The 12,218-nt window shown below is 40.1% G+C and carries 13 protein-coding genes and 1 riboswitch; of the genes, 4 read left to right on the top strand and 9 right to left on the bottom strand.

The window, feature by feature from the left end:
- Positions 1-144: 144 nt before the first annotated feature.
- Together HT703_RS02230 and HT703_RS02225 are read right to left on the bottom strand one after the other, a co-directional pair.
- On the bottom strand, positions 145-603 hold the full coding sequence (locus HT703_RS02230) for a DUF3021 domain-containing protein (RefSeq protein ID WP_023935566.1): 459 nt from the start codon (positions 601-603) through the stop codon (positions 145-147).
- Complete coding sequence (locus tag HT703_RS02225; protein WP_054388105.1) at positions 600-1,040, bottom strand: LytTR family DNA-binding domain-containing protein; 441 nt, start codon at positions 1,038-1,040, stop codon at positions 600-602. The genes HT703_RS02230 and HT703_RS02225 overlap by 4 nt, the downstream gene beginning before the upstream one ends.
- A gap of 205 nt (positions 1,041-1,245) precedes the next feature.
- Between HT703_RS02225 and mutL the strand changes: the two genes are divergently transcribed.
- Complete coding sequence (mutL, locus tag HT703_RS02220; RefSeq protein WP_050207609.1) at positions 1,246-3,195, top strand: DNA mismatch repair endonuclease MutL; 1,950 nt, start codon at positions 1,246-1,248, stop codon at positions 3,193-3,195.
- A 324-nt stretch (positions 3,196-3,519) separates the two neighbouring features.
- On the opposite strand, the gene ribE (HT703_RS02215) is transcribed toward mutL, so the two are convergent.
- The 4 genes from ribE (HT703_RS02215) to ribD are packed head-to-tail and all read right to left on the bottom strand — an operon-like array spanning position 3,520 to position 6,933.
- Complete coding sequence (gene ribE / locus HT703_RS02215; RefSeq protein WP_001099497.1) at positions 3,520-3,987, bottom strand: 6,7-dimethyl-8-ribityllumazine synthase; 468 nt, start codon at positions 3,985-3,987, stop codon at positions 3,520-3,522.
- On the bottom strand, positions 3,988-5,193 hold the full coding sequence (locus HT703_RS02210) for a bifunctional 3,4-dihydroxy-2-butanone-4-phosphate synthase/GTP cyclohydrolase II (RefSeq protein ID WP_007284770.1): 1,206 nt from the start codon (positions 5,191-5,193) through the stop codon (positions 3,988-3,990).
- A 19-nt stretch (positions 5,194-5,212) separates the two neighbouring features.
- The gene (gene ribE / locus HT703_RS02205) at positions 5,213-5,848 is read right to left on the bottom strand and encodes a riboflavin synthase (RefSeq protein WP_000493848.1); all 636 of its coding nucleotides are present in this window, start codon (positions 5,846-5,848) and stop codon (positions 5,213-5,215) included.
- Positions 5,833-6,933: a bifunctional diaminohydroxyphosphoribosylaminopyrimidine deaminase/5-amino-6-(5-phosphoribosylamino)uracil reductase RibD gene (gene ribD / locus HT703_RS02200; protein ID WP_001284090.1), complete on the bottom strand. Its 1,101-nt coding sequence runs from the start codon at positions 6,931-6,933 to the stop codon at positions 5,833-5,835. Before ribD ends, ribE (HT703_RS02205) begins: the two co-directional genes overlap by 16 nt.
- Positions 6,934-7,066: 133 nt before the next feature.
- Positions 7,067-7,181: riboswitch (FMN riboswitch) on the bottom strand.
- 156 nt (positions 7,182-7,337) lie between these two features.
- Between ribD and ruvA the strand changes: the two genes are divergently transcribed.
- From ruvA to HT703_RS02185, 3 genes are read left to right on the top strand one after another with little or no spacing between them, the layout of a single operon-like run.
- The gene (gene ruvA, locus HT703_RS02195; RefSeq protein ID WP_000271487.1) at positions 7,338-7,931 is read left to right on the top strand and encodes a Holliday junction branch migration protein RuvA; all 594 of its coding nucleotides are present in this window, start codon (positions 7,338-7,340) and stop codon (positions 7,929-7,931) included.
- 9 nt (positions 7,932-7,940) lie between these two features.
- The gene (locus HT703_RS02190) at positions 7,941-8,504 is read left to right on the top strand and encodes a DNA-3-methyladenine glycosylase I (protein ID WP_000166585.1); all 564 of its coding nucleotides are present in this window, start codon (positions 7,941-7,943) and stop codon (positions 8,502-8,504) included.
- Positions 8,501-9,178, top strand: coding sequence for a type II CAAX endopeptidase family protein (locus HT703_RS02185; RefSeq protein ID WP_000987416.1), 678 nt, complete (start codon positions 8,501-8,503; stop codon positions 9,176-9,178). Before HT703_RS02190 ends, HT703_RS02185 begins: the two co-directional genes overlap by 4 nt.
- A 136-nt stretch (positions 9,179-9,314) precedes the next feature.
- Here the strand turns inward: HT703_RS02185 and HT703_RS02180 are convergent, their stop codons facing one another.
- The 3 genes from HT703_RS02180 to HT703_RS02170 form a co-directional block, all read right to left on the bottom strand.
- Entirely contained in the window at positions 9,315-10,346 is a 1,032-nt protein-coding gene (locus tag HT703_RS02180; protein ID WP_050207607.1) for a S66 peptidase family protein, read from the bottom strand.
- Between the two features lie 140 nt (positions 10,347-10,486).
- On the bottom strand, positions 10,487-11,170 hold the full coding sequence (locus HT703_RS02175; RefSeq protein ID WP_000078022.1) for a DUF1129 domain-containing protein: 684 nt from the start codon (positions 11,168-11,170) through the stop codon (positions 10,487-10,489).
- Positions 11,171-11,181: 11 nt separating this feature from the next.
- Positions 11,182-12,126, bottom strand: a complete 945-nt coding sequence (locus tag HT703_RS02170; protein ID WP_000815623.1) for a magnesium transporter CorA family protein — start codon at positions 12,124-12,126, stop codon at positions 11,182-11,184.
- Between the last annotated feature and the right edge of the window lie 92 nt (positions 12,127-12,218).

The following is a 12,218-nucleotide window of genomic DNA, read 5'->3' as shown; positions in this document are numbered from 1 at the left end:
TTCTATCCACAACCTCAAAACAATGTTTTGAGCAACCTGCGGCTAGCTTCCTAGTTTGCTCTTTGATTTTCATTGAGTATAAGGTGCAGCAGGATAAAGAAAAACCGAGAAGTTTCTTTCTCGGCTTTGCTTATTATGAGGTTCTTACTTTTTATGCTTCAAGAGTTGATTGATGTGATCCACTTTTTTAGCCTCTCTTTTATAGAGAATAGCCCAGATGATGAGATAGACAATCGCAAACTCGATAATGAGCTGGAGATAGAAGAACCAGTGGAAAGGGAACCAACCTGCCAGAGTTGCCAGCGGGATAAAGCCAGCCAGCATGAGGAAGAAATGGGAAAGCGTCGCACGAAGCATGCTCCAGTCACGGCTGAATAATCGTTTACCAAAGTTGAAGAGAATACCGATGGCTGCCCAGATAAGAGTACAGTAGAGCAAGACCAGGGCACCGTGAACCTGATGTTGAGTCATCACTTGGCCGATGAGAGAGTAGGGATTGAGCGGTGCGTAGGTATTTGGTGCATAAATGAGTGAAAAGATGATAGAGAGGATGAGGCCGATAAGAACACCGGCGGCTGCGTCGTGAAAGATTTGTTTTTTCATAGTTCTAATTTCTCCTTGATGGTTTTTAGATAACGGCGTGAAGAGTAGGTGAAGCTTTCGTTTTTCAAGAAAATTTCTACTAGGCCGTTGGGGGTGAGCTTGAGATGAGAGATGAAATCGATATTGATGATTTCTGATTGGGAAATTTGGATAAAATTGGTTGGCAGAATTTCAAGGACCTGATAGAGTCGTAAGTCAATGGTGTAGGTCTGACTCGCGGTTTCTGCTAGAACCTTTCGATTCTCGATATAGAAGCGCTGAATCTTGCCAATCTCAACTAGATAGACCTGATCATCGATTTTCCCTTTGATTTTTTCTCTTTGGTCCAGATTTTCTGCGAAATCGATGACTTTCTGGACTTTATCTGTCGGCTGAGGTGCTTGAACAATCAGCTTTTCCTCTTCGTAAGTTTCACTAATCTGTAGTTCTACTTTCATAAATTTCTCTCCTTGTTTTTTATACAAAATTGTGATCACTTCTTGTACACCTTTATTAAACACTATTTTACAGCCTATGGCAAGGGCCTTTGTCTATGTGGAGGAATTTGGCTCCTATGTGGCGCTTGCTTTTCTGTCCTTTCTGAAATATGGTATAATAGCACTATCAATTTCTAGGAAAACAGATACAGAAAGGGGCTGAAAGATGTCTCATATTATTGAATTGCCAGAGGTGCTGGCAAACCAGATTGCAGCTGGAGAGGTTATCGAGCGTCCAGCTAGCGTTGTTAAGGAGCTGGTAGAAAATGCCATTGATGCGGGCTCTAGTCAGATTATCATTGAGATTGAGGAAGCTGGTCTCAAGAAAATCCAAATCACAGATAATGGTCATGGAATTGCCCACGATGAGGTGGAGCTGGCTCTGCGTCGTCATGCGACTAGTAAGATAAAAAATCAAGCAGACCTCTTTCGGATTCGGACGCTTGGTTTTCGTGGTGAAGCCTTGCCTTCTATTGCGTCCGTCAGCGTTTTAACTCTTTTGACAGCAGTTGAGGGCGCAAGTCACGGAACCAAGCTCGTCGCGCGTGGGGGTGAAGTTGAGGAAGTCATCCCAGCGACTAGTCCTGTGGGAACCAAGGTTTGTGTGGAGGATCTCTTTTTCAACACGCCTGCCCGTCTCAAGTATATGAAGAGCCAGCAAGCAGAGTTGTCTCATATCATTGATATCGTCAACCGTCTGGGCTTGGCCCATCCTGAGATTTCTTTTAGCTTGATTAGTGATGGCAAGGAAATGACGCGGACAGCAGGGACTGGTCAATTGCGCCAAGCAATCGCAGGAATTTACGGTTTGGCGAGTGCCAAGAAGATGATTGAAATTGAGAACTCTGACCTAGATTTCGAAATTTCAGGTTTTGTGTCCTTGCCTGAGTTGACTCGGGCTAACCGCAATTATATCAGCCTCTTCATCAATGGCCGTTATATCAAGAACTTCCTGCTCAATCGTGCAATTCTTGACGGCTATGGCAGTAAGCTCATGGTGGGGCGTTTTCCACTGGCTGTCGTTCACATTCATATCGACCCTTATCTAGCGGATGTCAATGTGCATCCAACCAAGCAAGAGGTGCGGATTTCCAAGGAAAAAGAACTGATGACCTTGGTCTCAGAAGCTATTGCAAATAGTCTCAAGGAACAAACCTTGATTCCAGATGCCTTGGAAAATCTTGCCAAATCGACCGTGCGCAATCGTGAGAAGGTGGAGCAAACTATTCTCCCACTCAAAGAAAATACGCTCTACTATGAGAAAACTGAGCCGTCAAGACCTAGTCAAACTGAAGTAGCTGATTATCAGGTAGAATTGACTGATGAAGGGCAGGATTTGACCCTGTTTGCCAAGGAAACCTTGGACCGATTGACCAAGCCAGCAAAACTGCATTTTGCAGAGAGAAAGCCTGCTAACTACGACCAGCTAGACCATCCAGAGTTAGATCTTGCTAGCATCGATAAGGCTTATGACAAACTGGAGCGAGAAGAAGCATCCAGCTTCCCAGAGTTGGAGTTTTTCGGACAAATGCACGGGACTTATCTCTTTGCCCAAGGGCGAGATGGACTTTACATCATAGATCAGCACGCTGCTCAGGAACGGGTCAAGTACGAGGAGTACCGTGAAAGCATTGGCAATGTTGACCAGAGCCAGCAGCAACTCCTAGTGCCCTATATCTTTGAATTTCCTGCGGATGATGCCCTGCGTCTCAAGGAAAGAATGCCTCTCTTAGAGGAAGTGGGCGTCTTTCTAGCAGAGTACGGAGAAAATCAATTTATTCTACGTGAACATCCTATTTGGATGGCAGAAGAAGAGATTGAATCAGGCATCTATGAGATGTGCGACATGCTCCTTTTGACCAAGGAAGTTTCTATCAAGAAATACCGAGCAGAGCTGGCTATCATGATGTCTTGCAAGCGATCTATCAAGGCCAATCATCGTATTGATGATCATTCAGCTAGACAACTCCTCTATCAGCTTTCTCAATGTGACAATCCCTATAACTGTCCCCACGGACGTCCTGTTTTGGTGCATTTTACCAAGTCGGATATGGAAAAGATGTTCCGACGTATTCAGGAAAATCACACCAGTCTCCGTGAGTTGGGGAAATATTAAAAGTATAAAAAAGTCTGGGAAAAATGTTCAAAATCAGAAAAACGCATAAAATCAGGTGTTCAAAAACCTTGATTTTATGCGTTTTATCATAGAAATATTTACTTCATTTTTTCCTAATTCTTTTCGAAAATCTCTTCAAACCAGGTCAGTTTTATCAGTAATCTCAAAACAGTGTTTTGAGCTAATTTTGCTAGTTTTGTCTGTAACATCGAAGTTGTGTTTTACCACTCTGCGACTGGTTTCCTAGTTTGCTCTATGATTTTCACAGAGTATTAAATTGCGATTTTGCCAAGTTTCTTTATTCGTCTAAAAGTAGAGTCTGTTCTATGCGTCTAATGTACGAATTAGGTTGACCATTTCAATAGCGCCTTGTGCACACTCAGAACCCTTATTTCCTGCTTTAGTGCCAGCTCGTTCTATGGCTTGTTCAATTGTATCTGTCGTTAGCACACCAAACATAACTGGGATTTCGCTATTTAAACTGATTTGGGCGATTCCCTTAGATACCTCGCTACATACATAATCATAATGACTTGTATTCCCTCTAATGACAGCTCCCAAGCAGATAATTGCATCATATTTTTTACTTTTTGCCATTTTTGATGCAATCAGAGGTATTTCAAAAGCTCCTGGAACCCAGGCCACCTCGATATCTTTCTCGTTTACATTCTCTCTTTTGAGATTATCCAGTGCTCCAGATAATAATTTTGAAGTTATAAATTCATTAAATCTCGCTACAACAATACCGATTTTAATATCGTTCGCTACTAAATTACCTTCATAAGTGTTCATTTATTTTTCCTCCATATTTAAAATGTGACCCATTCGATTTTTCTTTGTTTCTAAATAAAAACTATCGTAAGGATTGGCTTCTATTTCGATTGGTATTCTACTGGAAATGGTAATTCCATATTTTTCTAACTGTTCAACCTTGTCAGGATTATTTGTCAGTAAATGTAGTGACTGTAGTCCTAGGTCTTTAAGCATTTGTGCTCCAATATGATATTCTCTTAAATCACCTTCAAAGCCTAATGCAAGATTGGCATCAAGCGTATCCATGCCTTGATCTTGTAAATGATAGGCTTTTAATTTATTGATAAGTCCAATTCCTCGTCCCTCCTGTCGCAAGTAAAGTAAGACACCCGAACCATTCTCAACAATCATTTTCATAGCTTTATCGAATTGCTGTCCACAATCGCAACGTAAAGAGCCTAAAACATCTCCTGTTAAACATTCGGAGTGGACCCGACATAATACATTGGCTTCATCCTCTATGTTTCCCATAATAAGAGCAAGATGATGTTCCCCATTTAGTTTATCTATATAGCTAATTGCTTTGAAATTACCGTATCTAGTAGGCATATTGACAGTTGAAACTCGTTCTACCAGCTGATCATATACTTTTCTATATTCTTGTAATTCTTTGATGGTAATTAGTGGAATCTTGTGTTTCTTCGAGAACTGAATTAAATCATCTGTTCTCATCATTTTGCCATCATGATTCATTATTTCACAACATAGGCCACACTCTTTTAGTCCAGCTAATTTTAATAAATCAACAGTTGCTTCTGTGTGTCCATTTCTTTCTAGAACACCACCTTTTTTTGCAATTAAAGGAAACATGTGTCCTGGCCTGCGAAAATCAGAGGGTATTATATCTTCAGCTACACACATACGTGCGGTCAGTCCTCTTTCCTCGGCAGAAATACCTGTGGTCGTTTCTTTATAATCAATTGAAACTGTAAAAGCAGTCTTATGATTATCTGTATTGTTTTCAACCATAGGTGAAAGCATTAATTGATTAGCTAAACTTTCGCTCATAGGCATACAAATTAATCCTTTGGCATAAGTAGCCATAAAATTAACATTTTCTGTTGTAGCTGCTTGTGCAGAACAAATTAAGTCTCCTTCATTTTCTCTATCCTTATCGTCTATAACAAGAACAAGTCGTCCCTTCTGCAATGCTTCTAATGCTTCTTGTATTTTTCGATATTCCATTGACTGATTATCCTTTCTGCTAAAATCCATTTTGATATAATAGTTCCTTAGATATTTCTGATTTTGGAGAATTATCCATCAGTTTTTGCACATATTTACCTAAGATATCATTTTCAAGATTTACTGTACTCCCGACTTGTTTACTCTTAAGAATGGTTTGTTCCAAGGTATGAGGGATAACAGATACTGAAAAGTTTACTTTGGAGACTTTAGCGACAGTCAGACTAATGCCGTCAATTGTAATAGATCCTTTTTCAACTATTAAATCTAAAATTTCTTTTTGTGTGTTGATTTGATACCATACAGCATTATTATCTTTTTTTATTGACGAGATTTTTCCTGTACCATCAATGTGTCCTGTAACGACGTGACCCCCAAGTCGACCGTTGACAGATAAGGCTCTTTCTAGATTCACCTCACTTCCATGTTTTAATAGAGTAAGAGCTGTTCGACTCCATGTTTCATTCATTACATCAACTGTAAAGGATTGATGATTGAAATGAGTAACTGTAAGACAGATACCATTTACTGCTATACTATCGCCTAAATGGATATCCGTTAATATTTTTGAGGCTTTAATTGATAGTTTACAATTACGAGAGTCTTTCTGTATTCTTTCAACTTTTCCGATTTCTTCAATTATTCCTGTGAACATGGATAAATCACTTCACTTTCTATGAGATAGTCATTTCCTATTTGAGAAAAAGCATAAGGTTTCAATCTAATAGCGTCATTTGGCAAAGAAATGCCTTCACCTCCGACAGGAAACTTGGCACTGCCTCCAAAAATTTTTGGTGCAATATATATTTTCAGCTCATCAACAATTTGTTGTTCCAAAGCACTCCAATTCATTAGACTGCCCCCTTCTAGAACTAGGCTATCAATCTGCATGTTTCCTAGATGTTGCATTAAACTCGATAAGTCTATATGATTGCCTTTTTTCTTTATGGAAAGTATTTCACAGCCATGATTTTGATATAGCTTCATTTTATTTTTGTCTTCAGAGGAAGTGGCAATGTAAGTTTTAATATCATTTGCTGTTTTTACGATTTTAGAGGTAAGAGGAGTTCGTAAATGTGTATCGCATATGATACGGATAGGATTTTTCCCTTCCTCCAATCTACATGTCAGCAAAGGATCGTCTTGAATAACAGTATTGACTCCCACCATAATTGCACTAACATGGTGTCGTAATTGATGCACATGCTTTCTTGCTTCTTCTTCAGTAATCCATTTGGATTGATTTGTTTTAGTGGCTATTTTTCCATCCATTGACATTGCATATTTCATAAAAACATAGGGTACATGCTGGGTAATATACTTTCTAAAACTTTTTATTAAGTTAAGACACTCATTTTCTAAAATTCCAACAGTAACTTGAAGATTATTTTCCTCAAGTATCTTTACTCCTTTTCCAGATACAATAGGATTACAGTCTAGGCTTCCAATGACTACTCTTGTAATACCACTATCGATTATAGCATCTATACAGGGAGGTGTTTTCCCGAAGTGACAACAGGGTTCAAGTGTTACATAAAGCGTCGCTCCGACAGGGGATTTTCTACAGTTTTTAAGAGCATTTCTCTCAGCATGTGGGCCACCAAAAAACTCATGATAACCTTGTCCGATAATGTGATTATCTTTTACAATAATTGCGCCAACCATAGGATTGGGATTGACGTAACCAGCCCCTTTTTGTGCCAGTTTTATTGCTAATTTCATATATTTTGAATCGCTCATCTCACTACCTCCAAAAAAATATACCTTGAATAGGGGACTACTCAAGGCATACAAAAGAAAACTTATGCGATTAACAAAAATGCTCTGAAATGACAAGTAATCATTTCAGAGCACGCAAAAAGCACAAATATACTTTTATCTTCTTTCATCCAGACTATACTGTCGGCTTTGGAATTTCACCAAATCATGCCTTTCGGCTCGTGGGCTATACCACCGGTAGGGAATTGCACCCTGCCCTGAAGATAGTTATTCAATTACAGATGATTATAGTACTTAATTTTGAATATGTCAACAGATAAATACCGATTGTTTTTGATATACTGTATTTGTGATAATCGATTCTCGCTCCTCGGATAAAGAAAATATGATATACTAGATAAACGAAATAAGAGAGAAGGAACACTATGTACGCATATTTAAAAGGAATCATTACCAAAATTACTGCCAAATACATTGTTCTTGAAACCAATGGTATTGGTTATATCCTGCATGTGGCCAATCCTTATGCCTATTCAGGTCAGGTTAATCAGGAGGCTCAGATTTATGTGCATCAGGTTGTGCGTGAGGACGCCCATTTGCTTTATGGATTTCGCTCAGAGGATGAGAAAAAGCTCTTTCTTAGTCTAATTTCGGTCTCTGGGATTGGTCCTGTATCAGCTCTTGCTATTATCGCTGCTGATGACAATGCTGGCTTGGTTCAAGCCATTGAAACTAAGAACATCACCTACTTGACCAAGTTCCCTAAAATTGGCAAGAAAACAGCCCAGCAGATGGTGCTGGACTTGGAAGGCAAGGTAGTAGTTGCAGGAGATGACCTTCCTGCCAAGGTCGCAGTGCAAGCAAGTGCTGAAAACCAAGAATTGGAAGAAGCTATGGAAGCCATGTTGGCTCTGGGCTACAAGGCAACAGAGCTCAAGAAAATCAAGAAATTCTTTGAAGGAACGACAGATACAGCTGAGAACTATATCAAGTCGGCCCTTAAAATGTTGGTCAAATAGGAGCAGAGAATGACAAAACGTTGTTCGTGGGTCAAGATGACCAACCCGCTCTACATCGCCTATCATGATGAGGAGTGGGGCCAGCCCCTCCATGATGACCAAGCATTGTTTGAGTTGTTGTGTATGGAAACCTATCAGGCAGGCCTGTCTTGGGAAACGGTACTCAACAAACGCCAAGCTTTCCGAGAAGCCTTTCATAGCTATCAAATTCACTCAGTCGCAGAGATGACTGACACTGAATTGGAAGCCATGCTGGAGAATCCAGCTATCATTCGAAATAGAGCCAAGATTTTTGCTACACGCGCTAACGCCCAAGCTTTTCTACAGTTACAGGCAGAGTACGGCTCTTTTGATGCCTATCTTTGGTCTTTTGTTGAGGGGAAAACTGTCGTTAACGATGTTCCTGATTATCGCCAAGCCCCAGCTAAAACACCCTTATCTGAGAAATTAGCCAAAGATCTCAAAAAACGAGACTTCAAGTTCACAGGCCCAGTCGCCGTATTGTCTTTTCTACAGGCTGCAGGGCTAGTTGATGACCACGAGAATGATTGTGAGTGGAAAGGTCTTAAATGATGTCTAACAAAAATAAGGGAATTCTGATTTTTGCGATTCTCTATACAATCCTCTTTGTGTTTGATGGCGTTAAATTGCTGGCTTCTTTAATGCCATCTGTCATTGCAAATTATCTTGTTTATGTAGTTTTAGCTTTATATGGCTCCTTCTTGTTCAAGGATAGATTGATCCAACAATGGAAGGAGATTAGAAAGACTAAAAGAAAATTCTTCTTTGGCGTCTTAACAGGATGGCTCTTTCTCATTCTGATGACTGTTGTCTTTGAATTTGTATCAGAGATGTTGAAGCAGTTTGTGGGATTAGATGGACAAGGTCTAAATCAGTCTAATATTCAAAGTACCTTTCAAGAACAACCACTACTGATAGCTGTTTTTGCTTGTGTCATTGGACCTCTGGTAGAAGAATTATTTTTCCGTCAGGTCTTATTGCATTACTTGCAGGAACGGTTGCCAGGTTTACTAAGCATTATTCTGGTAGGACTTGTTTTTGCTCTGACTCATATGCACAGTTTGGCTCTATCAGAGTGGATTGGTGCAGTTGGTTACTTAGGTGGAGGCCTTGCCTTTTCTATTATTTATGTGAAAGAAAAAGAGAATATCTACTATCCCCTACTTGTTCACATGTTAAGCAACAGCCTCTCCTTAATCATTTTAGCTATCAGTATAGTAAAATGAAATGAGAACAGGACAAATCGATTTCTAACAATGTTTTAGAAGTAGAGGTGTACTATTCTAGTTTCAATATACTGTAATATGTGATGAAAATGCCAGTAATGATACCGAGAAAAAAGCTGAGAAACTTTTCCCAGCTTTATTTGTTATAGTCAAAGAGAATGACTTGTTCCTGTGCATCTACATGAGCATGGACCCCAAAGGGTACAATTGCTCTTGGAGTTGCGTGGCCGACATTCAGATTATAGACAATCGGGATATTGCTGTCAATGATATCCAATAGTGCCTCTTTATAGTCGTCATGGAAAGTTTCATCCATAGGTTTTCCGACCAAGAGTCCATTGATGACCGCGAATATGCCAGTGTCCTTTAAAGTTAGCAACATCTTTTTGAAGTCTTCTGGCTTAGGCTTTTCTTCGCTTGTTTCGAGCAAGAGGATTTTCCCTTCCCAGTCTGACAAGTCAGGGAAAAGTTTGTATTTTTGGCAGAGCTCCGTGCTATCTGCGTATCGAGAGTTGTCAAAGATATCGTAGAGGGATTCGAGGCAACCACCGAGGATTTTCCCCTCGAACTGGGCACTTCCTTGCAACAAGTCAAAACCTGTATTTGTATGACTGACACGAGGTGTTCCCAGGGCCGTGGGACTAAAATCAGTTCGTTCCTCATACCAAACGTCACTAGGGCGGATTTCTGAAATTCTTCCCGTCTCAATCAATTCTTTAAAGTAGTGAAGGCTATAGGCTAGCATTTCTTTGTCTAATTCACAAATGTCTGCTAAAAAGGATTGACCATAAAAAGTCTTGATTCCTAATTTATGCAACATGAGGTGGTTCATGGTTGTATCCGAGAAGCCAAGAAAAATTTTTTGTTTGATAACCTTTTGGAGTTGGTCATTTTCAAAAAGATAAGGTAGCAAGCGATAGGTATCGTCTCCACCGATGGCACATAGGATCATGTCGATGCTATCATCAGAAAAGGCATGAATCAAATCCTCTGCACGAGCTTCAGGATGGTCCTTGATAAAGTCTAATCCTTTTAACGAATGGGGCAAAAAGATAGGATTGAGTCCCAGATCCTTGAGACGTTGGATACCCAAGTCTACTTCGTGTTTGACAAAGTCCTCTCCGATAATGCCACTAGATAAACTAACAATACCAATAGTAGAAATCATATCTGATCCTCCTAGAAATAGATTGAGCCTATTTTATCACAAAATATAAGAGAAAGCTATGTGGGATTTCAGAAGAATACTTTAAAATCAAAAAAGTAAGTGAAAAAGCAACCGCACCTGCAGTTGCTTTTATCGTTTTCTTATTCTTGATAGCGTGTTGGTCCTGCACTTGCACTACGGATATTCAAGCGTTTCTTGAGATAGAAGCGAAGGGCTAGGAGGGCTGCTCCAATAATAGCTAGTGGCAATGGATCCAGTACTGGGTTAAGGCTAGCTGGTAGGAAGCTTGTTGCAAAGAAGACAAGCAACCAAAGGAACATAGAAGCTAGGATAACTAGTACAGATTTCCAGAAAGGTGGACGTTGACTGCGATCCATATCTGGTCCATAGTATTGGTAAACAAAGTAGTACATCAAGTAGAAGGCAAATCCACCAACCAGTCCAACTAATAGAAGAGTAATCAATCCATAGCCGAAAGCTTGATCTGCCGCAAAGAAGGTTGTGAGGGCGCTGACAAGGGCAAAGAGGCTAGTGATGAAAAGAGCTGAGTCCATAATCATGAGTTTTGGATCATCATTTTCTTTTGGATGCTCTTTTTCGTACTGCTCTTTGACAGTGAAGCTATGAGCCCAATGAGTTGGTGCGCCGTATAGGGAACGGGCAGTTGTACCTTTAGATTGCTCCTCAAGGATTTGGGGAATGACTTCCTCAAAAATAGTCTGGATTTCAGCGTCTGTTTTCCCATCTTTGATGAATTGTTGGGTAGCAATGTGGACAAACTCTTGGTTTTTCTTAGTTAATTTTTGTAGATCAATCTGAGACATAGGAACTCCTCTTAGAACCATTTTTTATGGATGAGATAGAGAGTGAGCGAGACACTCATAGCAAAGGCGATAAAGACGATTAACCAGAAGGCATTTGGCTCTCCGTTTAGGGGGATTTCATTATCCTTAAAGTTCATCCCGTAGGCAGAAAAGACCATGGTTGGGATGGACATGACGATGGTCACAAGAGCCAAGGTTTTCATGATGTTGTTCTGGTTGTTAGAAATGATAGAGGCGAAGGTCTCTGTCATAGAATGCAAGACGTTTCCATAAATGTCTGCCATCTCGATGGCCTGTTGGGTTTCAATCAGGGTGTCTTCAAGCAGGTCTTCGTCCTCAAGGTATTTCTTGATATTGCTGGTTGAACTGGTCAATTTCTTAATCACACGCTCATTTGTTTTGAGGGAGGCCTTGAAATAGACGATGGTTTTTTCTAATTCCATGAGTTCAATCAATTCTTCATTACGAGTTGATTGATGCAGTTGACTTTCGATTTGTTCACTCTTGCGGTCAATCGAACGAAGGGCTGTTAGGTAAAGCTCTGCATTGCGATAAAGAATCTGGAAGATAAAACGCGAACGCATAAAAGTATAGAAATTACGCAATCGACGGTTGATAAAGACATCGAGGACTGGTAATGGTTCCAAACAAGTAGTGATAATGGTTTCCTCGGTGATGATAATACCAAGCGGGATGGTGACGTAGTAGGTGCGGTTATTTCTTTCCTCTGTGACCGGCACGTCAACGATAATCAGGGTGTACTCGTCTTCAATGGTAATACGAGACATTTCTTCCGCATCGAGCGGTGCTCGAAGGTCCGCAATATCAATATCGAAGGCGTTAGCGATTTCCAGTGATTCATTTTGAGTCGGATTGACGAGATTGATCCAAGTACCCGGTTCAAGCGTATCGATCTCTTTAAATTCAGTTGTTGTAGAGAGAAAAACTTGTTTCATATCCCTTATCCTTTCTCATTTTTCAGATTTTTTCACACCGTACTATTATACTACAAATTCAGCCTTTTGGGTAATAGAATCTCACTTTTTTT

This window comes from Streptococcus sp. 3874 (assembly GCF_013276425.1).
Taxonomy (GTDB): Bacteria; Bacillota; Bacilli; order Lactobacillales; family Streptococcaceae; genus Streptococcus; species Streptococcus pseudopneumoniae.
The sequence above is the reverse complement of the archived record's forward strand: the minus strand, read 5'-3'. Positions and strand labels throughout refer to the sequence as shown.